Annotated in this window: 25 protein-coding genes; 6 read left to right on the forward strand and 19 right to left on the reverse strand. The window is 68.6% G+C overall.

The genetic code is table 11. From position 1 onward, the window contains the following. The first annotated feature begins 22 nt into the window (after positions 1 to 22). On the forward strand, positions 23 to 598 hold the full coding sequence (locus HC028_RS06940) for a cob(I)yrinic acid a,c-diamide adenosyltransferase (RefSeq protein WP_168074130.1): 576 nt from the start codon (positions 23 to 25) through the stop codon (positions 596 to 598). Positions 599 to 606: 8 nt separating this feature from the next. Then, positions 607 to 999 (forward strand): VOC family protein, encoded by a 393-nt coding sequence (locus tag HC028_RS06945; RefSeq protein WP_168074132.1) that lies wholly within the window; start codon positions 607 to 609, stop codon positions 997 to 999. Here the strand turns inward: HC028_RS06945 and HC028_RS06950 are convergent. The 11 genes from HC028_RS06950 to HC028_RS07000 all read right to left on the reverse strand — a co-directional run bounded on the left by HC028_RS06950 (position 996) and on the right by HC028_RS07000 (position 9,343). Next, positions 996 to 1,436, reverse strand: a complete 441-nt coding sequence (locus tag HC028_RS06950) for a DUF2550 domain-containing protein (RefSeq protein ID WP_168074134.1) — start codon at positions 1,434 to 1,436, stop codon at positions 996 to 998. The two genes, HC028_RS06945 and HC028_RS06950, sit on opposite strands and share 4 nt — an antisense overlap. A gap of 15 nt (positions 1,437 to 1,451) precedes the next feature. Then, positions 1,452 to 1,739, reverse strand: coding sequence for a F0F1 ATP synthase subunit epsilon (locus HC028_RS06955; protein WP_168074137.1), 288 nt, complete (start codon positions 1,737 to 1,739; stop codon positions 1,452 to 1,454). Between the two features lie 147 nt (positions 1,740 to 1,886). Next, entirely contained in the window at positions 1,887 to 3,317 is a 1,431-nt protein-coding gene (gene atpD / locus HC028_RS06960) for a F0F1 ATP synthase subunit beta (RefSeq protein WP_168074139.1), read from the reverse strand. Next, on the reverse strand, positions 3,317 to 4,228 hold the full coding sequence (locus tag HC028_RS06965; RefSeq protein ID WP_168074142.1) for a F0F1 ATP synthase subunit gamma: 912 nt from the start codon (positions 4,226 to 4,228) through the stop codon (positions 3,317 to 3,319). The genes atpD and HC028_RS06965 overlap by 1 nt, the downstream gene beginning before the upstream one ends. Before the next feature lie 2 nt (positions 4,229 to 4,230). Continuing rightward, positions 4,231 to 5,877, reverse strand: coding sequence for a F0F1 ATP synthase subunit alpha (gene atpA / locus HC028_RS06970; RefSeq protein WP_168074144.1), 1,647 nt, complete (start codon positions 5,875 to 5,877; stop codon positions 4,231 to 4,233). Between the two features lie 58 nt (positions 5,878 to 5,935). Continuing rightward, positions 5,936 to 6,757, reverse strand: a complete 822-nt coding sequence (locus HC028_RS06975) for a F0F1 ATP synthase subunit delta (RefSeq protein WP_168074146.1) — start codon at positions 6,755 to 6,757, stop codon at positions 5,936 to 5,938. Further along, entirely contained in the window at positions 6,757 to 7,323 is a 567-nt protein-coding gene (locus tag HC028_RS06980) for a F0F1 ATP synthase subunit B (protein WP_168074148.1), read from the reverse strand. The genes HC028_RS06975 and HC028_RS06980 overlap by 1 nt, the downstream gene beginning before the upstream one ends. A 26-nt stretch (positions 7,324 to 7,349) precedes the next feature. Beyond that, complete coding sequence (gene atpE / locus HC028_RS06985) at positions 7,350 to 7,574, reverse strand: ATP synthase F0 subunit C (RefSeq protein WP_168074150.1); 225 nt, start codon at positions 7,572 to 7,574, stop codon at positions 7,350 to 7,352. A gap of 89 nt (positions 7,575 to 7,663) precedes the next feature. Then, complete coding sequence (gene atpB, locus HC028_RS06990) at positions 7,664 to 8,452, reverse strand: F0F1 ATP synthase subunit A (RefSeq protein WP_168074152.1); 789 nt, start codon at positions 8,450 to 8,452, stop codon at positions 7,664 to 7,666. Positions 8,453 to 8,477: 25 nt separating this feature from the next. Further along, positions 8,478 to 8,693, reverse strand: a complete 216-nt coding sequence (locus HC028_RS06995; RefSeq protein WP_168074154.1) for an AtpZ/AtpI family protein — start codon at positions 8,691 to 8,693, stop codon at positions 8,478 to 8,480. Positions 8,694 to 8,908: 215 nt separating this feature from the next. Continuing rightward, positions 8,909 to 9,343: a Cg1360 family ATP-synthase-associated protein gene (locus HC028_RS07000; RefSeq protein WP_168074156.1), complete on the reverse strand. Its 435-nt coding sequence runs from the start codon at positions 9,341 to 9,343 to the stop codon at positions 8,909 to 8,911. A 50-nt stretch (positions 9,344 to 9,393) separates the two neighbouring features. Here HC028_RS07000 and HC028_RS07005 point away from each other — a divergent pair, with 50 nt between their 5' ends. Beyond that, the gene (locus HC028_RS07005) at positions 9,394 to 10,926 is read left to right on the forward strand and encodes an SDR family oxidoreductase (RefSeq protein WP_168074158.1); all 1,533 of its coding nucleotides are present in this window, start codon (positions 9,394 to 9,396) and stop codon (positions 10,924 to 10,926) included. On the opposite strand, the gene HC028_RS07010 is transcribed toward HC028_RS07005, so the two are convergent. Beyond that, entirely contained in the window at positions 10,854 to 11,450 is a 597-nt protein-coding gene (locus tag HC028_RS07010; protein WP_168074160.1) for an arsenate reductase/protein-tyrosine-phosphatase family protein, read from the reverse strand. The two genes, HC028_RS07005 and HC028_RS07010, sit on opposite strands and share 73 nt — an antisense overlap. Positions 11,451 to 11,638: 188 nt before the next feature. Here HC028_RS07010 and HC028_RS07015 point away from each other — a divergent pair, with 188 nt between their 5' ends. Next, positions 11,639 to 13,171, forward strand: a complete 1,533-nt coding sequence (locus HC028_RS07015) for a TIR domain-containing protein (protein WP_168074162.1) — start codon at positions 11,639 to 11,641, stop codon at positions 13,169 to 13,171. Further along, positions 13,158 to 13,823 (forward strand): L-threonylcarbamoyladenylate synthase, encoded by a 666-nt coding sequence (locus tag HC028_RS07020; RefSeq protein WP_168074164.1) that lies wholly within the window; start codon positions 13,158 to 13,160, stop codon positions 13,821 to 13,823. The genes HC028_RS07015 and HC028_RS07020 overlap by 14 nt, the downstream gene beginning before the upstream one ends. Here HC028_RS07020 and HC028_RS07025 read toward each other — a convergent pair. The 3 genes from HC028_RS07025 to prmC all read right to left on the reverse strand — a co-directional run bounded on the left by HC028_RS07025 (position 13,820) and on the right by prmC (position 16,106). Continuing rightward, a complete protein-coding gene (locus HC028_RS07025) occupies positions 13,820 to 14,503 on the reverse strand; it encodes a hypothetical protein (protein WP_168074166.1) in 684 nt (227 codons plus the stop codon). The genes HC028_RS07020 and HC028_RS07025 overlap by 4 nt on opposite strands. A gap of 92 nt (positions 14,504 to 14,595) precedes the next feature. Next, positions 14,596 to 15,240, reverse strand: a complete 645-nt coding sequence (locus HC028_RS07030) for an L-threonylcarbamoyladenylate synthase (protein ID WP_168074264.1) — start codon at positions 15,238 to 15,240, stop codon at positions 14,596 to 14,598. 14 nt (positions 15,241 to 15,254) lie between these two features. Further along, positions 15,255 to 16,106: a peptide chain release factor N(5)-glutamine methyltransferase gene (gene prmC / locus HC028_RS07035; RefSeq protein ID WP_168074274.1), complete on the reverse strand. Its 852-nt coding sequence runs from the start codon at positions 16,104 to 16,106 to the stop codon at positions 15,255 to 15,257. A gap of 54 nt (positions 16,107 to 16,160) precedes the next feature. Here prmC and HC028_RS07040 point away from each other — a divergent pair, with 54 nt between their 5' ends. Next, a complete protein-coding gene (locus HC028_RS07040; RefSeq protein ID WP_168074168.1) occupies positions 16,161 to 17,705 on the forward strand; it encodes a GGDEF domain-containing protein in 1,545 nt (514 codons plus the stop codon). Positions 17,706 to 17,806: 101 nt separating this feature from the next. Here the strand turns inward: HC028_RS07040 and HC028_RS07045 are convergent, their stop codons facing one another. From HC028_RS07045 to rho, 4 genes are all read right to left on the reverse strand, one after another. Then, positions 17,807 to 18,037: a hypothetical protein gene (locus HC028_RS07045; protein WP_168074170.1), complete on the reverse strand. Its 231-nt coding sequence runs from the start codon at positions 18,035 to 18,037 to the stop codon at positions 17,807 to 17,809. A 148-nt stretch (positions 18,038 to 18,185) separates the two neighbouring features. Further along, on the reverse strand, positions 18,186 to 19,274 hold the full coding sequence (gene prfA / locus HC028_RS07050; protein WP_168074172.1) for a peptide chain release factor 1: 1,089 nt from the start codon (positions 19,272 to 19,274) through the stop codon (positions 18,186 to 18,188). Between the two features lie 112 nt (positions 19,275 to 19,386). After that, positions 19,387 to 19,617, reverse strand: a complete 231-nt coding sequence (gene rpmE, locus HC028_RS07055) for a 50S ribosomal protein L31 (protein ID WP_168074174.1) — start codon at positions 19,615 to 19,617, stop codon at positions 19,387 to 19,389. 240 nt (positions 19,618 to 19,857) lie between these two features. Continuing rightward, positions 19,858 to 21,226 (reverse strand): transcription termination factor Rho (rho, locus tag HC028_RS07060; RefSeq protein ID WP_168074176.1); only part of this gene is annotated, 1,369 nt, incomplete at its 5' end.

Here is a 21,226-nt window from a genome sequence, read left to right on the forward strand (position 1 = left end):
CGGCATCCGTACGCTTGCAGCCATGGCCGTCCACCTGACCCGCATCTACACGAAAACCGGCGATGCCGGCACCACCGGTCTGGGCGACTTCAGCCGGGTGCCGAAGACCCACCCTCGCATCGCCGCCTATGCCGACGCCGAAGAGTGCAACGCCGCGCTCGGCGTGGCCCTCGCGCTCGGTCAACTCCCCGATGACCTGCGACGAGTCATCACGATCGTGCAGAACGATCTTTTCGATGTCGGCGCCGATCTGTGCAACCCGATCGTTGCCGAGCCGGAGTATCCGCCCCTGCGGGTGACCGAGGACTACATCACCCGGCTCGAGGGCTGGTGTGACGAGCACAACGCCCGTCTGTCCAAGTTGGACTCCTTCATCCTGCCCGGCGGAACGCCGGGTGCGGCGCTGCTGCACGTCGCACGGGTGGTGTGCCGGCGGGCCGAGCGCTCGGCGTGGGCAGCCATCGAGGCTGACCCGGAGCGTACGAACACGCTGACGGCGAAGTACCTCAACCGCCTGTCGGATCTGCTGTTCATCCTGTGCCGCGTGGCGAACCCGGACGGCGACGTGAAGTGGCTACCCGGCGGCGAACGCGTATGACCCTCTCCATGATCAAGAAGGGGATCCACCACGTCGAGCTCTGGGTACCCGATCTCGCTCGCGCCGAGGCGAGCTGGGGTTGGCTGCTCGAATCGCTCGGCTGGCAGTCCTACCAGCGCTGGGACGCCGGCCGGTCCTGGCGGCTCGACGAGGTCTACATCGTGGTCGAGCGGACACCGGCGCTGAACGCAGCAGAGCACGACCGGCACCGGCCCGGCCTCAACCACCTGGCCCTGCACGCCGGCCCCCGCGAGAACGTCGACGCCCTCGCAGCCGAGGCGCCGGCGCACGGCTGGGAACCGCTGTTCGCGGACCGGTACCCGTACGCCGGAGGCCCCGACCACTACGCGGCCTTCCTGGTGGACCGGGACGGTTTCGAGGTGGAACTGGTGGCGAGCTAACGGGCCGCTATACGTGTCGAGACCGCCCCCGGAGGAACGGCCTCGATCCAGGACAGGAAGCCGGCGAGCGTCGACTCCGCCATCGCGATCTCGATAGACGTGCTGTCACTGACGCAGCGGACGACCACCCAGTCAGGCGCCAGCACGAGCCGCTCCGGGCCGTCCGGTACCCGGCGGCTCTCGATCTCCACCGCACGGCGGGAGAGCGTGCGCCGGGGGCGCAGCGAGAAGCTGAACATCCGATACCACCGGAGTTCGTCCCCGGCGAACCGGCCGATGCCGGGCGACCAGCCCCGGCCGGGCACAACGGTGGACAGTCGCCAGCTCAGCTCGATGGTGCCGACGCTGCGGGCGATGAAACCACGCCGGAGAAACAGCACTCCCAGCGCGAGCAGCAGGACGAACACACCGATGCCGATCCCTTCCAAGACCCTCATCGGCGTCGTCCCGGGTCAGTGCGCCGCGGCTGGCGTGGTCGCTGGTGCACAGTCCTCGGCGAGGACGGTGACGCTGTCTTCGGTCACCGACAGGAACCCGCCGGAGACGTCGTAGGCCTGCTCGCCGCCGCCCGGAAGCTTGATACGTACCTTGCTCGGCTCAGCCAGCTGGCCCAGCAGCGGAGCGTGACCGGGCATGACACCGAGCTCACCCTCGGTCGTCCGGGCGATCAGCATGTCGGCGTCGCCGGACCACACCTTCTCCTCAACGGACACGACCTCGACGTGCACCTGCCTCGCCACTTGGTTCTCCTCTAGCGCCAGGACGGGATCGTCCGAGTGTAATCAATCCTGCTGGCCGTCGGGCCATGGGGGCCGACGGTGCGTGACCGCCGGCATGAACGAAGGGGTCGGCCCCCACCTGAGAGCCGACCCCGTCGTCACAACGTGTTACTTCATCAACTCGTGCGCCTTGCGCTCGAGGTCCTCGAGCCCACCGCACATGAAGAAGGCCTGCTCCGGGAACTGGTCGTACTCGCCCTCGCTGATCTTCTTGAACGCCTCGATCGTCTCCTTCAGCGGGACGGTCGAGCCCGGCGTACCGGTGAACTGCTCGGCGGCGTACGTGTTCTGCGACAGGAAGCGCTCGATCCGGCGGGCGCGGCCCACCACGATCTTGTCTTCCTCGGAGAGCTCGTCCATACCGAGGATGGCGATGATGTCCTGCAGGTCCCGGTACCGCTGGAGGATCTGCTGCACACCGCGCGCGACGCTGTAGTGCTCCTGGCCGACGTACTCGGGCGCGAGGATCCGCGAGCTGGAGGCCAGCGGGTCAACGGCCGGGTAGATGCCCTTGTCCGAGATCGACCGCTCGAGGTTGGTCGTCGCGTCCAGGTGGGCGAACGTGGTGGCCGGCGCCGGGTCGGTGTAGTCGTCGGCGGGCACGTAGATCGCCTGCAAGGACGTGATGGCCCGGCCCCGGACGGAGGTGATCCGCTCCTGCAGCTGGCCCATCTCGTCGGCCAGGGTCGGCTGGTAACCCACCGCGGACGGCATACGGCCGAGCAGGGTGGACACCTCCGAACCGGCCTGGGTGTACCGGAAGATGTTGTCGATGAAGAGCAGCACCTCCTGGTTCTTGACGTCCCGGAAGTACTCGGCCATCGTCAGCGCCGCGAGCGCGACCCGCAGACGGGTGCCCGGCGGCTCGTCCATCTGACCGAAGACCAGCGCGGTCCGGCCGAGAACGCCGGACTCGTCCATCTCCAGGATCAGGTCGTTGCCTTCGCGGGTGCGCTCACCCACGCCGGCGAAGACCGAGGTACCACCGAAGTTACGGGCAACTCGGATGATCATCTCCTGGATGAGCACCGTCTTGCCCACGCCGGCACCACCGAACAGACCGATCTTGCCACCCTTGACGTACGGGGCGAGCAGGTCGATCACCTTGATGCCGGTCTCCAGCATCTCGGTCTTCGGCTCGAGGTCGGCGAACTTCGGGGGCTCGCGGTGGATCGGCCAGCGCTCGGTGATCTCGAGCTTGCTCTCGTCCGCGTTGAGGACCTGGCCGAGGGCGTTGAACACGTGGCCCTGGGTCACGTCACCGACCGGCACGCTGATCGCCGAGCCGGTGTCCTTGACCTCGGTGCCGCGGACCAGTCCGTCGGTCGGCTGCATCGCGATCGCGCGGATCATGTTCTCGCCGAGGTGCTGGGCGACCTCGAGCGTCAGGGTACGACGACCCTCGGCCAGCTCGACGTCAACGTGCAGCGCGTTGAAGATCTCGGGCATCGCGTCGCGCGGGAACTCGGCGTCGACGACCGGGCCGATGACCCGGACGACGCGGCCCACGCCGGTCTGTGTCTCTACAGCAGCAGTCATCACACTTCATCTCCCGCCGAAGCGAGCGCGTTCGCGCCGCCGACGATCTCGCTGATCTCCTGGGTGATCGCCGCCTGGCGCGCCGAGTTCATCTGGCGCGTCAGGGTCTTGATCATCTCTTCCGCGTTGTCCGTGGCGCTCTTCATGGCCCGCCGCCGGGAGGCCGACTCACTCGCCGCCGAGTCCAGCAACGCCGCGTAGATGCGCGTGTTGATGTACTTCGGCAGCAGCGCGTCGAGCAGCTCGTCCGGCTCGGGCTCGAACTCGTAGGCCGGCATCGGCCCGGTCTGCTCGCGCTCCTCGACCTGCATGGGCGCCAGGAACCGGGCGACCGGCTCCTGGGTCATGAGGGACTTGAACTGCGTCGAGACCATGTGCAGCTCGTCCACGCCCCGCCCGCCGTCGCCGTTCTCACCGTCGGCACCGGCCACGAACGCCTCGATGAGCGACTCGCCCACCTCGCGGGCATCGTCGAAGGTCGGCCGCTCCGAGAAGCCGGTCCAGCTACCCGCGATCTCCCGACCGCGGAACCGGTAGTACGACACGCCCTTGCGGCCGATGACGTAGAGCGTGACCTCCTTGCCGTCCGCCTTCAACCGGGAGATGAGCTCCTCGGCCGTACGGAGGGCGTTGGCGTTGTACGGGCCGGCGAGGCCCCGGTCGCTGGTCACCACGAGCACGCCCGCCCGACGCACCCGCTGCCGAGGAACGAGCAGCGGGTGGTCGATGTTGGCGTTGCTGGCGAGCGCCGTCAGCACGCCCGTGATCGCCTCGGCGTAGGGGCGGGCCGCCTCGACCCGCTCCTGCGCCTTGGCGATCCGGCTCGTGGCGACGAGCTCCTGCGCCTTGGTGATCTTCGCGGTCGAGCGGGTCGAGCGGACCCGCCGACGCAGCTGTTGGATCTGGGCCATACCTACGCCTGAGCCTTCGGCCGCACCTCACGGGTGACGGTCTCGCGACCCTCAACGCCTTCTGCCATCGCCTCAGCCGGTGCCTCGTTGACCCGCGCGGTGTTGTCGCTGGCCAGGAAGGACTGCTTGAACTTGGCGATCTCCTCGGTCAGAGCGTTGACCGTGTCGTCGCTGAGGTCGTTGGTCTCGGCGATCGTGGTCAGGAGCTCCGGCCGGTGACGGCGGAGGTGCTCGAGGAAGTCCTGCTCGAAGCGGCGGACGTCGCTCACCGGGATGTCGTCGAACTGACCGGTGGTGCCGGCCCAGATCGACACGATCTCCTCGGTGACCGAGTACGGCGTGTACTGCGGCTGCTTGAGCAGCTCGACCAGGCGCGCACCCCGCTCCAGCTGGGCCCGCGACGCCTTGTCCAGGTCGGACGCGAAGGCGGCGAACGCCTCCAGCTCGCGGTACTGCGCCAGGTCCAGCCGCAGCCGGCCCGAGACCTTCTTCATGCCCTTGACCTGCGCCGCACCACCGACCCGGGACACCGAGGTACCGACGTTGATGGCCGGCCGCACGCCCTGGTTGAACAGGTCGGACTCCAGGAAGATCTGGCCGTCGGTGATCGAGATGACGTTGGTCGGGATGTAGGCCGAGATGTCGTTGGCCTTGGTCTCGATGATCGGCAGACCGGTCATCGAGCCACCGCCCAGCTCGTCGGAGAGCTTCGCGCAGCGCTCCAGCAGCCGGGAGTGCAGGTAGAAGACGTCACCCGGGTACGCCTCGCGGCCCGGCGGGCGGCGCAGCAGCAGCGACACGGCACGGTAGGCCTCGGCCTGCTTGGACAGGTCGTCGAAGACGATGAGGACGTGCTTGCCGTTGTACATCCAGTGCTGGCCGATGGCCGAACCGGTGTAGGGGGCGATGTACTTGTAGCCGGCCGGGTCGCTCGCCGGGGATGCCACGATCGTGGTGTACTCCAGCGCGCCCTGCTCCTCCAGCGTCGCCCGGATCGAGGCGATCGTGGACGCCTTCTGGCCGATGGCGACGTAGATGCAGCGAACCTGCTTCTTCGGGTCGCCGGTCTTCCAGTTGGCGCGCTGGTTGAGGATCGTGTCGATCGCGACCGTGGTCTTGCCGGTCCGGCGGTCACCGATGATCAGCTGGCGCTGGCCGCGGCCGATCGGCGTCATGGCGTCGATCGCCTTGATACCGGTCTGCAGCGGCTCCTTCACCGGCTGGCGCATCATGACGTTGGGCGCCTGCAGCTCCAGCTCGCGGACGCCCTCGGCCTCGATGTCGCCCAGGGCGTCGATCGGCTCACCCAGCGGGTTGACCACGCGACCGAGGAACGCGTCACCAACGGGCACCGAGAGCACCCGGTTGGTGCGCTTGACCTGCTGGCCTTCCTCGATGCCGGTGTAGTCGCCCAGGACCACGACGCCCATCTCGCGGACGTCGAGGTTCAGCGCGACACCCAGGGTGCCGTCGTCGAACTGCAGCAACTCGTTGGCCATCGTCGAGGGCAAGCCCTCGACGTGCGCGATGCCGTCGCCCGCGTCGGCAACAATGCCGACCTCCTCACGGGTCATCGCCGGCGTGTACGCCGAGACGTAGCGCTCAAGGGCGCTACGGATCTCGTCGGAGGAGATGGTCAGCTCGGCCATCCTCTGCTTCCTCTGGTCTCAGCTCGGGTAACCCGAGGGAATAAATCGATTCTCGTCGCTACCTAGCGAGCGTGGTGCGGGCCTCTGCCAGCCTCCGCTGCACGGTTCCGTCGTAAAGGTCGGAGCCGACCCGAACGCTCACCCCGCCGATGACCTCAGGCTTGACCTCGACTTTCAGGGATACCTGACGACCGTACATCTGGGCTAGCTTGTCGGCCAATGTCCGTTCCTCCGCCTCGGTGGGCGCCGACGCCATGACGACGTAGGCAACCGAAGCGCCGCGCCGCGCCGCCGCCAGCTCGACGAGCCGGGTGAGCGAGGTCAGCAGGGACCGCCCACCGAAGCCGGTCAGGGCCAGCTCCGCCAGGCGTACGGTCACCGGCTTCGCCTTGCCCTCGAGCAGCGAACGCACCAGCTCGGCGCGCCGCTCGACCTCGACAGTGGAGTCGCCGAGCGCCAGGCCGAGTCGCATGTTGCTCTCGACGATCTGCCCGAACCGGAACAACTCGTCCTCGACCTCGGCCAGCTCACCCTCGCGCTCCGCGGCGGCGAGCAGCAGGTCGGCGCCGAGCCGCTCAGTCGCGTTGAGCAGCTCGCTCGGCCGCGCCCAGCGGCCGCTCACCAGGTCGGTGAGCAGCGCGAGGGTCTCGTTGCCGACCTTGCCACCCAGCAGCCGGCGCAGCAGGTCGACCCGCACGACGGTCGGCCGGCTGACATCCGCGAGCGCCCGGCGCAGGCCGGGCTCGCGGCTGAGCAGCCGAGCGACCGTCAGGATCTCGTCGGCGATCTCCCGCAGGCGTGCCGAGTCGGTGCCGCCGGCGAGCTCGTCGAGCTGCCGCTGCACCGGCGCGTACGCCTCACGGATAGCCGCGGGCTCCATCAGCGCCGCCCTCCAGCCCTGGCCGGCTCGGTGCCTTCGCCGAGCTCAGCCAGGAAGCGCTCGACCGTGCCGCGACGACGGGCCTCGTCCTCGAGCGACTCGCCGACGATGCGGCCCGCCAACTCGACCGCCAAGCTGCCCACCTCGGAGCGCAGCTCACGGACGATCGTCGACCGCTCGGCGGCGAGCGCCTCCCGGCCGGCGTTGATGATCCGCTCGGACTCCTCGCGAGCCTGCGCGAGGATCTCGTCGCGGATTCCGACCGCGTCGGCGCGCGCTTCCTCACGGATGCGCGCGGCGTCGCCACGGGCGTCAGCGAGCTGCTGGCGGTACTGCTCCAGCAGCGTGTTCGCCTCGGCCTGTGCCTGCTCGGCCCGCTTGATGCCGCCCTCGATCGCCTCGACCCGCGCCTGGAACGTCTGCTCCATGCGGGGGAAGACGTACTTCATCAGGATGAAGCAGAGCAGGGCGAAGCCGATCGCGCCGACGACGATCTCCTGCCAGATCGGGATGATCGGGTTCGGAGGCTGTTCGGCAGCGCCCTCAGCGAGAAGGAAAAGGTGCATGGGGTACTCCCCTCGTTACCGACGGATCAGCCCGCGGACCAGACGAAGCCGAGCGCGATGCCGATCAGCGCCAGCGCCTCGGAGAGGGCGAAGCCCATGAACAGCCAGGTGCGGTTGTAACCGGCCGACTCGGGCTGGCGGGCCGACGCCTGAATGTAGGCGGCGAACACGATACCGACGCCGATGCCGGGGCCGATCGCGGCGAGGCCGTAGCCGATGGCAGCGAGGCTACCGGTGATTGCGAGATCCATTTCCGGGATTTCCTCCTGGGACTGGCGCGTGCTTGTCACGCGTCGTTGGATTGGCAGTGGTGCCAGGTAGTACGAAAGTCAGTTGTTTCTCAGTGCTCTTCGGCGAGCGCGCCCTGCAGGTACGCGGCGGTCAGCAGGACGAAGACATAGGCCTGCAGGATCGCGATGACCGCTTCGAACAGCGTCAGCAGAATCGCCAGCAGCCAGGCCACCAGCGAAATCGGCTTCAGCAACACAGTGTTCAGGCCGAGGAGCGTGAAGCCGCCGAGCGTGAAGACCAGCAGGATCAGGTGGCCGGCGAACATGTTGGCGAAGAGCCGGATCGCGAGCGTGATCGGCCGGAGGATCAGGTTCGAGAAGAACTCGATCGGGACCAGGATCGGCGCGACCCACCACGGCGTGCCCGGAGGGAGGGTGTTCATCCTGAGGTACTTGGCGAAACCGTGCTTGCGGATGCCGGCGTAGTTGTAGAGCACCCAGGAGAGCAGGCCGAGGAACGCCGGGAACGCGATGTGCGACATCGGCGAGATCTGGGCCAGCGGGATGATGCCCCAGATGTTCGAGACGAAGATGAACAGGAACAGCGACGTCAGGTACGGCGCGAACCGGAGCCCCTCGTGACCGATGACGTCGCGGGCGACTCCGTCGCGGATGAAGCCGTACATCGACTCGGCGAGCCACTGGCCCTTGCTCGGGACCAGCTTGGGGCTGCGGTAGGCGATCAGGAAAAACAGAATCACCAGCGCGATGCCGAGCCAGAGCAGCACCGTGATCTTGGAGATCCAGGGCTGCCCACCCAAGCCGGGCAGGAAGAACTCCTCGACACTAGGCGGGAAATGTGCCCCACCCTCGGCGAGCACCGCCGGTAGCTGCCTCACCGCACCACCCTTCGTCCGCCCGGCGCTAAGCGCCCAGCCTCTTAACGATCAAGTAGATCGCCGCTGCAGTGCCGACGACCAGCCCCAGGATGAGCCCGATGTGCGGCAACCCGAGCCAGCTATCGAGCAGCCACCCGAGGAAACCCCAGACGGCAATCCCGCCCATCAGGTAGCCGAGCGCCGTGTATCCGGCGTTGGCACCGGCGGCACCCTGCCGCTGAGGGGACTGGTCATCTGACATGACGCGGGAAACATATCAGCCGGGAATCCGCGTCCGTGACTCGACCCCCGCGTGGTCACGCGCGGGGGTGGCGCAAGCGTCTCCGGGGGCTCGAACCGGCGAGCGAACACATTACTCGCGGTGGCCCAGGTGTCCAGATACCACCGACGAGATTGTCGCGAACCTGACTCACCGGTCAGCCGCACCGCTTCGTCCAGCTGCCCGGACAAGCGTCACTACTGCGGATCTATCTCCACATAGGGAATGCGAGCCCGCGCGGCCCACCAGATGTGGCCAGCGTTCCAGCCGAGCACGGCGGCGAGGATGGCGTACGCCATCGGATGCAGCCCCGGCCACGTACTGTCACCGAACGCGATGAGCAGGACACCCAGCAGGCTGAACTTGGTGGCGTAGGTGGCCAGCCCCACCGGCATGGTCAGCTGGGTACTGATCGAGTCGGCCCAGGCAACGGCGAGGCCGGACAGGACATAGCTGACAGCGACCCCGGCGACGCCGATCGCGGCGCCGAGCGCGCCCTGCGGGCCGCGCGTGATCGCGGCGACCGGGACGGCGAACACCAGTACGATCGCGCAACCGATCAGCCCGGCCGGCAGGTGGTTGAGTCGCCGGCGAATACGCCCCGGGCGTCGTACGGTCTCGGTGCTGGTCATTTCGAGAATTCTACGGGCGGCTCGCCTGCCGTCCGGGTAACCCTTGACGTATGCGCTGTCTGGTCACGGGCGCCACCGGGTACGTCGGCGGGCGGCTCGTCCCCCGCCTGCTGCGCGCCGGTCACGACGTCCGGTGCCTGACGCGCGATGCCCGCCGGCTGCGCGACGTTCCGTGGGCCGGCCAGGTCGAAGTAGTCATCGGCGATGTGAGCGACCCGGCCACGCTCGCCCCCGCATTCGCCGGCGTCGACGTCGCCTACTACCTGGTCCACTCGCTGGGCCGCGGCGACTTTGAGGAAATCGACCGGGCGAACGCCACGAACGTCGCGAAAGAGGCAGTGGCGGCAGGGGTACAGCGGATCGTCTACCTCGGCGGCCCGGCGCCCACCGGCCATGGAGACGGTTCGGCGCACCTGCGCTCACGCGCCGAGGTGGCCGGGGTCCTGCTGGCCAGCGGCGTGCCGACGGTCGTACTGCGGGCGGGCGTGATCATCGGGTCGGGGTCGGCATCGTTCGAGATGCTGCGCTACCTCACCGAGCGGTTGCCGGTCATGGTCGCGCCCCGGTGGGTACGCAGCCACATCCAGCCGATCGCCATCCGGGACGTGCTGCGGTACCTGGTGTCCGCCGCCGACGCGTTCCCGCCGGGGACCAACCGCGCCTTCGACATCGGTGGCCCGGACGTTCTCACGTACGCCGACCTGATTCAGGGGTACGCGGCAGTGGCCGGCCTGCCGCGGCGCCGTATCCTGCCGGTCCGGCCGCTGACCCCGAAACTGTCGGCGCTGTGGGTCGGGCTCGTCACGCCGGTACCCGGTGCGATCGCCCGTCCCCTGGTCGCGAGCCTGGTGCACGAGGCGGTCTGCGGCGAGCACGACATCGAGACGTACATACCGGACCCACCGGAAGGGCTGACCGGCTTCGACGACGCCGTCCGACTCGCGCTCCGCCGCGTCCGCGACGCCGACGTCGAAACCAGATGGTCGACCGCCATGTGGTCGGACGCGCCGAGCGAGCCGCTGCCGACCGACCCGACCTGGTCCGGCGGGACCGTCTACACCGATGAACGGGAGCGCCAGGTCCGGGCGCCGACGGGCGACCTGTGGCGGGTGATCGAGGCGATCGGCGGGGAGAACGGCTGGTACTCGTTCCCGCTCGCCTGGTCCGTACGCGGCTGGCTCGACCGGCTCGTCGGCGGGGTGGGGCTGCGCCGGGGACGGCGCGACCCGCGCCGGTTGCAGGTCGGCGAGGCGCTCGACTTCTGGCGGGTGGAGGAGATCGAGCCGGGCGCGCTGCTACGGCTGCGCGCGGAGATGCGCCTGCCGGGCCGGGCCTGGCTGGAGATGCGGGTGTGCGACGGAGGCGGCGGCGACAAGCACAGCCGGTACCGCCAGCGCGCCGTCTTCCTGCCGAAGGGCCTGGCCGGACACGCGTACTGGGCCTGCGTCTGGCCGTTCCACGCGGTGATCTTCGGCGGGATGGCCCGCAACATCGCCCGCGCCGCTGAGCGTCAGCCGCCGAGCAGCGCGGCGGCCAGCGGCCGGACGGTCGCCTCGATCTCGTCCGCGACACGGCCGAAGTAGTCGTGGCCACGGCCCCACGGGTCGTCGAGGTCGTCCCCGGGCAGCGGCGGCCGGCCGCGGCGGATCCTCGCCGCCGCGGACACCAGGGCGACGCCCCGCGCGTACACCGCGTCGGCGTCAGGCGCGGCGGGCGGCAGTGCGGACAGGTCGACAGCCGGCAGCAGCCGGCCGAACTCGCCCAGGACGAACGTACGGTCGGCGGCGTCAACGGCGAGGCCGAGCACGAACTCGTACTGCTCACCGGTTGCCGTCAGGATCAGATCGGACGCCTCGATGTGCTCGGCGGCCAGCTGGCGGGCGCGGAAGTCCTCGACATCGCCCCCACGGCTGAGCACCTGCCGGGCGGCCGACGGGTCCATGCGGTCACCCGCGTGCCAGCCACCGGTGCCCGTACTGTGCACGAGCAGCAACTCGTCGGCCTTGTCGCCGGCCAGCTCGCGGGCGGCGACCACGAGCAGCCGCTCGGCCATCGGCGACCGGCAGATGTTGCCCATGCAAACGTGCAGTACGGAGAACGGCGGCACTACGCCTCCGACGCGAAGAATGATCCGGTCACCATGGCGTCGAAAGTTTACGCACGGTCGCCTGTCGGCCGGCTATGCGGGCTGCCGGTACGACCGCGACCGGCTGCCCTTCCACATAGACTCTGGGGAATTGGTGCGCACCTCGACCAATCCGCCTTCGTAACGTTCGTTTATCTCCGGAGCGAACCATGGAGTACGAGGTCTGCCTGTCCTACGCCGCTGAGGATCGCGAGTACGTAGCCGAGGTGGCCAACGTGCTACGCGACCGTTCGGTCGACGTCTTCTACGACCAGTACGAGGATGCGGCGCTCTGGGGAAAGAACATGCAGATCCACTTCACCGGGGTGTTCGCCTCAGCTCGCCGTTACTGCGTCGTCTTCATCTCCGCCAACTACGTGAAGGAGACCAAGTTCTGGACCAAGGTGGAACGCGAAAGCGCACTGCAGCGGGCGTTCATGGAAGCTGGTGAGTACCTGCTCCCCGCCCGGTTCGACGACACCGAGGTCCCCTGGATCCTGCGCACCATCCGCTACGTCGATCTCCGCGAAACGACCCCGGCGGAGCTTGCCGACCTGATTTGCCGAAAGCTGATGTTGGGACCGGAGCCGACGGACCAGGACGACGGGTCTTTTCCCCGCTGGTTCGAGCCGACCAGACTGGCGCTCGGTGACGTGACCGACGAGGTCCACTCCTACCAGGGCGCTCCGGTCGACGGCAGCGCCGACGGACTCGATCGGGTCTTCCGGAAAACCGTGCGCCGGCTGGCCGACCTCGCGCGACGTGACGGCGACGCCCGGTACTGGACGCAGGGTGAGGACCGGCGCTTCGACCGGCTCTACGCCACGGCGTCCGTGGCGACCGCCCTGGCCCAACTCGGCCTGGCGCACGACGCGCCGCCGCTTCGGGAGGCCGTCGCGTTCCTCCGCAGTACCGACCCGTCGTCGATCGACGACCGCGCGGCGACGATCTTCCTACTGATCACGAACAAGCTCGACGCCGACGGCTGCCTCCGGTTCGTCGAGGCGATCGCCCAGCACCAGGTACAGGACCCGGAATCGGCCCTGCACGGCTCGTTCCTCCTACCCCAGGGCCCCGCACCGGACAGGCGGGCCGACGGGCGGCCGCTGTGGACGACGGCGCCGGTCCACGCCGGCGGCGCCAGCTTTCACGCCTGTCACCTGGCCGACGTGCTCCTCCATCTGCCGCCGCACGCCGCGCAGGCGAGGAGGGCGGCCGAACCGGTGCTGGCCGGGATCCGGGAGTTCTTGATCAGGAGCCTGGACCGCAATCGCGGCTGGCTCGTGGATCTCCAGGGCAACCCGACACCGCAGACGCTGTACGCCTTCGCACTGTGTTCCGCCCTGGCGATTCCATTTCCGGCGAACTGGCGCACCGTCACCGAGAAATCGTTCGAGATGTTGACGGCCGGGGCGTTCGGGATGGTCACCCGCTGCTTCGGCGTCATGAACGCCTGGTACATCTATGCGACCAGGAAGGACGAGGCGTTCCGGGCTGACGCCGCGCAATTCGCCCAAGGCGAGGCTGGCGCTCTCGCCCGACATCTCGACGCCACTGCGCTGGGCGCCCTGGACATCGCCGCGGTACAGCGGGCGCTGGACTGCACAGTACGATTAACCGACCACAGACTGTCGCGTTTTGTCGCACCAGCGGTACGGGCTGCCGCTAGCAAGGTCGATTGGGAGAGCAGTGACCAAGTTTGAGTACGCCTCGGCCACGCCCGCCAAGTTGCTCAAGTTCGGTGAAGCCGCCCGAATAGCGGACACCCTGCGGCAGGGCGGACTCGCCGTCCTGCCGACTGAGACCGGATACATGATCGCGGCCGCCGCGACCAACACCGCCGCGGTCGAGAAGGTCTTCCATGCCAAGCAGCGAAGCCTGACCAACCCGATGCACGTGGCCGTCGGGTCGCTGGCGATGGCCCGGCAGTTCGCCGAGATCTCGCCGCTGGCGACGCACCTGCTCGGCGAATTCACGCCGGGGCCGCTGACCGTCGTCGTTCCCCAGACTGACCGGCTTCCGACCTCACTGGTGACCCTCAACGGCACCGTCGGTATCCGCGTTCCCGACCACCCGGCGACGCTCCAGGTCATCGCGCTGCTCGGCGAACCTGTGACGGCAACCAGTCTTAACCGCTCGGGTGAGGAGAGTCTGCCACTCGATCGAGCACAGCTCGAGTCGCTGGAATGGCCTCACGACGAGATCATTCCTGTCCTCGAGGACACGACCTCCATCACAGAGACGAGCGCGTCGACACTCGCCCGCATCACCACCGGCAACGTCGAGATACTGCGCGTCGGGCCGATCAGCGAGGCGGCCGTTCTCCGCGCGATCGAGAACGCGCAGCTCGGCTAACTCGGCTCGCCGAGCAACGCCGCCGAGTGCTGAACGTCCGCCAGTCGAGCGAAATTCAGAGCATATTCCCTGAGGCGCACCTGCAGGCTGGCTAGCTGCCGGCGGCACTCGTCGTTCTCCGGCCAGTCAAGCTCCGAGGCCTGCGGTCGGTCGCGCTCGTACTGGCTCAACTTTGCGTGCCATAACGCCAGGAACGGCCGAATTTCCCGGTTCAGCATCATGATCGCAAGGTATTCGACCGGAAGCCCCTCCCCTGGTCGGGACGGCTGGCTCGACTCGAGCGTCTCTCGCGTGACCTGGAACAGGGAATGCAGTGACGTAAGGGCCTCACGCAGGATTCCGGATCGGCCGTCGAGCGGCTGCACGGCAATCCGCGTGGAGACTTCGACGAACAACTTCCACGCCACGTGTCGGCTGTCGTCGGTGACGACGAAGGTGATCTCACTGAACTGCGGCACGGAGAGGGTCACCTGGGCGACCCGGAACGCGCGTGCGTAGACATCGATGCCAAGCGCAACCGTCAGGCCGACAACAGCGCCCGCAAGAATGTAGAAGGCCACTCCGCGGCTCGTCACGATGCCGTATACAAGTAACGCGCCGAGCACCCCGGCAGCAACGGAAACCGCCACGCGGACGAACCGCCGCAACCTGCCTACGGGACGGATGAGTTCGATGGCCACCACTCTCCTCGCGTGCCACGAGGATAGCGATGGTCGATCCGTGCCACCAGCCCGTCGGGTCCGCACTCGGAGCCTGCCGCCGGCACCATCGGTCAAGGCGTCTCGGGCGCCTGTATCGAGGGCACGACCTCCCGCAGCCGCTCCAGCGATATCGCACCCGGACGCAGGACGGTCGGCGTCTCGCCGGTGAGATCCACAATCGTGCTCGGCGGAAGATCCAGAAACTGCTGCGACTCCAGGTACACGCTGACCGAGTAGCCCAGTTGGTCGCGCGCCTCCTCTGCTGTCCGGGGCAGGGGGTGCCCCGCTTTGTTGGCCGACGAGACGGCCATCGGGCCGGTCTGGCGCAGCACCTCCAGCGCGACCGGGTGCAGCGGCATCCGCACCGCGACCGTCCCGCTACCCCCATCTCCCAGGTCCCACTGGAGGCTGGGCGCGTGCCTGACAATGATCGTCAGTGCGCCGGGCCAGAAGGCCTCCACCAGGTCCTGCGCGGCGGACGAGAGCGTGTAGACGAGGCCGTCAAGGGTCTGCCGGGAGCCCACCAGCACCGGCGTCGGGCTGTCGCGCTCCTTGGCGTTGAGCAGCGAGCGCACTGCCCAGGTCTTGAACGCGTCGGCGCCGATGCCGTACACCGTGTCGGTCGGCATCACGACCAGGTCACCGCGCTGGACGGCCTCGACGGCGGCAGCGATCCCCTGCTCGCGCTCGTCGGGCTTCCCGCAGTCGTAAAGCATCACGAGGGGACAGCTTAGCGGCGCTGAGCGGTGGCGAACCTCGGCCGCCCCGCCAGGTCGCGGTGGTCGGCGATCTCACCGAATCGGCCGTCGGCGCGTAGCAGTCCCGGGACCGCTTCGCCGTGGGTGTCGTCGTGCTCGACGCCGAACCAGCCGCCCGGTCGCAACAAGCGGGCCACGCGGGGCACCAGGCCGCGGATCAGGTCCAGGCCGTCCGCACCCGAGAAAACCGCCGGGTACGGGTCGAAGCGGGCCACCTCGGGCGGTACCGGGGTGCCGGCGGGCACGTAGGGCGGATTGCACAGCACCAGGTCGACAGCGCCGTCGAGGTCGGCCAGCAGCCCGGGGTCGGTGACTTCGCCCGCCACGACCTGGACACCAGAACCGGCGGCGTTGCGGCGCAGCCATTCGAGCGCCGCCGGGTCCCGCTCTACGGCGTACACCCGCGCGGCGGGGCGCGCGGCGGCGACGGCGAGGGCGATCGCCCCGGAGCCGCTACACAGGTCGACGACGGTGCCCTCCCCGTCTTCGAACACGCTCAGCCCCCACTCGACCAGCAGTTCCGTCTCGGGGCGCGGCACGAAGACACCCGGGCCGACGGCCACCTCGATGTGGTGGAACCCGGCGACGCCGGTGAGGTGCTGGAGGGGTACCCGCCGGGCACGGGCGTCGACGAGGTCCCGCAGGCGCGCGGCCTGCGTCGGGTCCAGGGCCGGTGCGAGCGGCAGCTTCGAACGGGACATGCCGAGAACGTGGGCGGTCAGAATTTCAGCGTCCACGCGTGGCGAGGCGACGCCGGCTGCCGACAAAACGACCACCGCTTCACGGATCGCCCACGACGCATTGATCGACTGCTCTGCGGCCATGTCGTCGGGTGCTGGGGACACCTCATAATCATGGTGCACCGTTGCGTACACGCGATGGGGGGTCTTCGGGTGGGCGTCGGGGTCGGCAGCGCCGCCGAACTTGAGCACGTTCGCACGCTTCTGCTCGCCGGTCGCTGCGCCGAGGCCAGCGCGCTCACGCGACGCATCCTCCCGACCGCCGTCGGAGCCGACCGGGCGGACGCGCTGACCCAATACCTCGCCGTGCTGATCAATCTCCGGCGCAGCGGGGAGTACAGCGCGACGATGGACGCGGCGTTCGAAGCCACCCGTGCCCACCCCGACCCGGCCCGGATCGGCCTACTGCACTCGTTCGCCGCGGTGGTCGCGCTGCACGACGGCTCGCTCGAGAGGTGCGTCTGGCACCTGGTGCTCTCGGCGCGCACGCTCAACACGGTTGACCTGACCAACGCCACCCTCGTCCGGGCCTGGCACAACCTCGCCATGGCGTACTCGTACGCCGGCTTCCACGGGCACGCGCTCAGTGCCATCGCCCGGGCCCGCGCCATCGCCTCCTCGCTGGGGATGCAGACCGCCCACCTCGCCGTTCCCGGCATCCGGGTGCGCCACGCCGTCTTCCTCGACCAGCGCGGAGACACCCACGGCTGCACGCGAATCCTGCGCGACGTCGTGTACGACCTCGACCTGCGCCGACGCAGCGGGGAGCTTTCGATGCTGCGGCCGATCAGCATCCGGGCGTACGGGTACGCGATCGCCCGGCTGGCCACGCTCGGCCACCCCGGGCCGATGGCCGACACCCATCCGGGCGTACTGCTCCGGGCCCACGACGACTCCGTCACGGCCAACGACTTCGCCGCGCTCGGGGCGGTGTGCCTGGCCATCGCCGAGCGCCGGCCGATGGAGGCCCTCGCCCGGCTGGAGACCGCAGAGGTGTCCGACGAGACGTTGGGCGCGGCCGAGGGACACCGGCTGAACGCCCTGGCCCACCTCGTCGCGGGGAGGACGGCTGACGCGTACGACGCCGACCGGCGGGCGTTCCGCGTCGCCAGCGCGTCCGACGAGAAACTGCGGGACCTGTTCGTCGAGGGCATGGCCGCCCGGGTCGACCACGAGGACCTGCGCCGCCGTGCCGACTGGTACGCCGGCGCCGCGCACACCGACCCGCTGACCGGGCTGCCCAACCGCAGGGCGCTCGAGCAGTACGTGAACGGGCTTGTGGCCAGGGGCGAGTCCCTCGTCCTCGGCGTGTGCGATCTGGACGACTTCAAGGCCGTCAACACGGTACACGGCCACCTGTCGGGTGACCTGGTGCTGCAGCGGGTCGCCGGGGTGTTCAGCCGCGTGATGCGCCGCGGCGACTTCGTGTCCCGCTACGGCGGCGACGAATTCGTGGTGGTGCTCGCGACGACGTCGCAGGAAGAAGCCAGCGAGATCGCCCGCCGAATCGTCACCGCCGTGTCCGGTGAGGACTGGGAGTCACTGGTGCCCGGAACTCCGGTGAGCGTGACGATCGGCTGGGCGGGCATCTCGGAGGACGGTCCGATCACCACGGTTACCGAGGCATTCATGGCAGCCGACCACGAGATGCTGAAGGCCAAGGAGATGCCGTGCGCGTCCTGAGCACCACCGTTGCGCAGAAAGCCACCCTGCGTAAAAACGACGGGCTGTCAGCATCCCAGCTGGGACGCTGACAGCCCGTCGGGTGTCGGAGTATCTAGTTTTTACGGCGTCGTGGACGTGCGCCGCTGGCGGACGTTGGCCAGCCAACGCTCCAGTTCAGCCCGCTCCTGCGCGCGCTGGCGATCGGCGCTCACCGCTGCCCGGGCGTTGTCCTGGGCGGTGGGGATCCGGTTCTCCCCCAGCACGGAACGACCAACTCGGTAGATCAGGCCAGCCGTAGCGCCGATCACGGCGCGCGGGGCAGCAGTGATATCGACTGGCGTATTACGCATCGGCGAAGACATGACTGCGGTTCCCCCTGCGAGGTCTGATGCCGCGACAACGATACCGGACAATGCTGCGGGTGACGGGTTTCAAGGGTGTGACAGTGGCGTCAGTCGAAGGTTACGTTGCCACAATGTGCATGCGGCGACATGCGAACTACTTGCGCACCAGCTGGGTTTCGCCCGCAAGGCGGGCCTGCCGATCAGCCTCGGTCAGCGCATCGAGTACACCGTCCATGTCGCCGGCGAGCGCCAGGTCAAGGTTGTACGCCGTGTACCCGATGCGGTGGTCGGTAATCCGGTTCTGCGGGAAGTTGTAGGTCCGGATCCGCTCCGACCGGTCGACGGTCCTGACCTGCGCCTTACGCGCGTCGGACGCGGCCGCGGCGGCCTGCTCCTCGGCCAACTGGGCGAGCTTCGCCCGCAGCATCCGCATCGCCCGGTCCTTGTTCTGCAACTGCGAACGCTCGTTCTGGCAGGAGACGACGATCCCGGTCGGGAGGTGGGTGATCCGCACCGCCGAGTCGGTGGTGTTGACGCTCTGCCCACCGGGACCGGACGAGCGGAACACGTCGATCCGCAGGTCGTTCTGGTCGATCTCGACCTCGGCCTCTTCGGCCTCGGGCGTGACCAGTACGCCGGCCGCGCTGGTGTGGATGCGCCCCTGCGACTCGGTTACGGGTACCCGCTGCACGCGGTGGACGCCGCCCTCCCACTTCAGCCGCGACCACACACCGTTGCCGCCCTCCGGCACGCCACGCGTCTTGATGGCGACCGCGACGTCCTTGTACCCGCCGAGGTCGGAATCCTGGGAGTCGAGGACCTCGGTGACCCAACCGTGCCGTTCGGCGTAGCGCAGGTACATTCGCAGCAGGTCGCCGGCGAACAGCGCCGACTCCTCGCCGCCTTCCCCAGCCTTGATCTCCAGGATCACGTCCTTGGCGTCGTTGGGGTCACGCGGCATGAGCAGTTCAGCCAGCCGCTCCTCCAGCTCCGGCAGGCGAGCCTCGATCGCGGCCGCCTCGGCGGCGAAGTCGGGGTCCTCGGCGGCGAACTCGCGCGCGGCGGCGAGGTCGGCACGGGCCTGGTTCAGCTCGACCGCGGTCTTGGCGATGGGGGTCAGTTCGGCGTACCTGCGCCCGACCTTGCGGGCGGCGTTCTGGTCGGCGTGAATGGCCGGGTCGGCAAGGCGCTGCTCCAACTCGGCGTATTCGGCGAGGAGGGTTTCCAGGCGCTCGCTGTTCATGATCTTCCTATCTATGGGCCGGCCCGGGCACGTCTACGTGATGGCTGAATACGACGACGGCGCCCGCCCGCGGCCCCGACGGGGCAGCGCGGTGCGGGCGCCGACGGCGCAGCTACTTGCCGGCCTTCTTGGCGGCCTGAGCCTTGGCGTACTTCTGCTGGAACTTGGCAACCCGGCCAGCGGTGTCGAGCACGCGCTGCTTACCGGTGTAGAACGGGTGGCACACGTTGCACGTCTCAACGTGGATCTGCCCGTTCTTCGCGGTGCTACGGGTGGTGAAGGCGTTGCCGCAGGAGCAAGTGACCTGGGTCACGTCGTACTGCGGGTGAGCGTTGGGCTTCAAGACAGGCGGTCCTCTCGTGTGTGGTCGCCGGGTCGCCGTCAACACCGCCGCCTAGCGGCGGCTCGGGCGTGAACCGGTACCTGGCCGACGTACCAGTGTGCCATGCCGGCGCGACCGTCTGGTCGGTACTACCCCGCTCAGCACACTCAATTGCTCAACAGCGGGGGCCGTGCAGGCATTCCCGCAGGTGGCGAAGAGGGCGGCCGGACTCTCGCCCGGCCGCCTCTTCGCGTACTTGCCTTACTCGCCCGGCGTCGACTGGGCGATCTGCATCAGGAACTCGACGTTCGTCCGGCTCTTCTTGAGCCGGTCCAGAAGCAGGTCAAGCGCCTGCTGCGTGTCGAGCGCGTGCAGCACCTTGCGGAGCTTGTGCACGATCACGATCTCATCCGGCGCCATAAGGATCTCTTCCTTACGGGTACCGGACGCGTCCACGTCGATGGCCGGGAACACCCGCTTGTCGGCGATCTTGCGGTCGAGCTTGAGCTCGGCGTTACCCGTGCCCTTGAACTCCTCGAAGATGACCGTGTCCATCATGGAGCCGGTCTCGACGAGCGCGGTGGCGATGATCGTGAGCGAGCCACCGTTCTCGATGTTGCGGGCCGCACCTAGGAAACGCTTGGGCGGGTACAGCGCCGTCGAGTCGATACCACCGGAGAGGATCCGGCCGCTGACCTTGGCCTCCAGGTTGTACGCCCGACCCAGGCGGGTGATCGAGTCCAGTAGCACGATCACGTCGTGCCCCAGCTCGACCAGGCGCTTGGCCCGCTCGATCGCCAACTCTGCGACCATGGTGTGGTCACCCGGCGGCCGGTCGAACGTCGAGGCGATGACCTCGCCCTTCACCGACCGCTGCATGTCGGTGACCTCTTCGGGACGCTCATCGACCAGCACCACCATCAGGTGGCACTCCGGGTTGTTGTGAGTGATCGCGTTCGCGATCGACTGCAGCACCATCGTCTTACCCGCCTTCGGCGGCGAGACGACCAGCGCCCGCTGACCCTTGCCGATCGGCATCACCAGGTCGATGACCCGCGTCGTGAGGATGTGCGGCTCGGTCTCCAACCGCAGCCGCTCCTGCGGGTACAGCGGCGTCAGCTTGTAGAACTCCGGCCGGCGACGCGCCTCCTCCGGCTCCATACCGTTGATCGTGTCCAACCGCACCAGCGGGTTGTACTTGTCACGGCGCTGCTCGCCGTCGCGGGCCTGCCGGACGGCACCGGTGACCGCGTCACCGCGGCGCAGGCCGTACCTCTTGACCTGCGACATCGACACGTAAACATCGTTCGATCCGGCCAGGTAACCGGTGGTACGGATGAAGCCGTAGTTTTCCAGCACGTCGAGAATGCCGGCCACCGGAACGAGCACGTCGTCCTCGGTGGTGGTCTGCGGCTCGCCGCCGCCCTCGCCACCGCGTTCGCCACGGCCACGGCGACGGTCACGGAAGCGGCTGCGCCGGCCCCGCCGGCCGCCGTCGTCGTCCTCGCTGTCGTCACCGCGAACGTCGTTACGGCTGTCGGTGCGGACGTTGCCGTCACCCCGGCCGCCACGCTCGGCACGGTCACCACGCTCGGCACGGTCACCACGCTCGGCACGGTCACCACGCTCG

It is taken from the genome of Planosporangium flavigriseum, assembly GCF_011947225.1.
In the GTDB taxonomy this organism is placed as follows: domain Bacteria; phylum Actinomycetota; class Actinomycetes; order Mycobacteriales; family Micromonosporaceae; genus Planosporangium; species Planosporangium flavigriseum.

Bases quoted from the DNA above. Each gene is read 5' to 3' on its own strand.
- HC028_RS06940 (WP_168074130.1), top strand. From the start codon at position 23: ATGGCCGTCCACCTGACCCGCATCTACACGAAAACCGGCGATGCCGGC.
- HC028_RS06945 (WP_168074132.1), top strand. From the start codon at position 607: ATGATCAAGAAGGGGATCCACCACGTCGAGCTCTGGGTACCCGATCTC.
- HC028_RS06950 (WP_168074134.1), bottom strand. From the start codon at position 1,436: ATGAGGGTCTTGGAAGGGATCGGCATCGGTGTGTTCGTCCTGCTGCTC.
- atpD (WP_168074139.1), bottom strand. From the start codon at position 3,317: ATGACTGCTGCTGTAGAGACACAGACCGGCGTGGGCCGCGTCGTCCGG.
- HC028_RS06965 (WP_168074142.1), bottom strand. From the start codon at position 4,228: ATGGCCCAGATCCAACAGCTGCGTCGGCGGGTCCGCTCGACCCGCTCG.
- atpA (WP_168074144.1), bottom strand. From the start codon at position 5,877: ATGGCCGAGCTGACCATCTCCTCCGACGAGATCCGTAGCGCCCTTGAG.
- HC028_RS06975 (WP_168074146.1), bottom strand. From the start codon at position 6,757: ATGGAGCCCGCGGCTATCCGTGAGGCGTACGCGCCGGTGCAGCGGCAG.
- HC028_RS06980 (WP_168074148.1), bottom strand. From the start codon at position 7,323: ATGCACCTTTTCCTTCTCGCTGAGGGCGCTGCCGAACAGCCTCCGAAC.
- atpE (WP_168074150.1), bottom strand. From the start codon at position 7,574: ATGGATCTCGCAATCACCGGTAGCCTCGCTGCCATCGGCTACGGCCTC.
- HC028_RS06995 (WP_168074154.1), bottom strand. From the start codon at position 8,693: ATGTCAGATGACCAGTCCCCTCAGCGGCAGGGTGCCGCCGGTGCCAAC.
- HC028_RS07000 (WP_168074156.1), bottom strand. From the start codon at position 9,343: ATGACCAGCACCGAGACCGTACGACGCCCGGGGCGTATTCGCCGGCGA.
- HC028_RS07005 (WP_168074158.1), top strand. From the start codon at position 9,394: ATGCGCTGTCTGGTCACGGGCGCCACCGGGTACGTCGGCGGGCGGCTC.
- HC028_RS07015 (WP_168074162.1), top strand. From the start codon at position 11,639: ATGGAGTACGAGGTCTGCCTGTCCTACGCCGCTGAGGATCGCGAGTAC.
- HC028_RS07030 (WP_168074264.1), bottom strand. From the start codon at position 15,240: ATGCTTTACGACTGCGGGAAGCCCGACGAGCGCGAGCAGGGGATCGCT.
- prmC (WP_168074274.1), bottom strand. From the start codon at position 16,106: ATGGCCGCAGAGCAGTCGATCAATGCGTCGTGGGCGATCCGTGAAGCG.
- HC028_RS07040 (WP_168074168.1), top strand. From the start codon at position 16,161: ATGGGGGGTCTTCGGGTGGGCGTCGGGGTCGGCAGCGCCGCCGAACTT.
- HC028_RS07045 (WP_168074170.1), bottom strand. From the start codon at position 18,037: ATGCGTAATACGCCAGTCGATATCACTGCTGCCCCGCGCGCCGTGATC.
- prfA (WP_168074172.1), bottom strand. From the start codon at position 19,274: ATGAACAGCGAGCGCCTGGAAACCCTCCTCGCCGAATACGCCGAGTTG.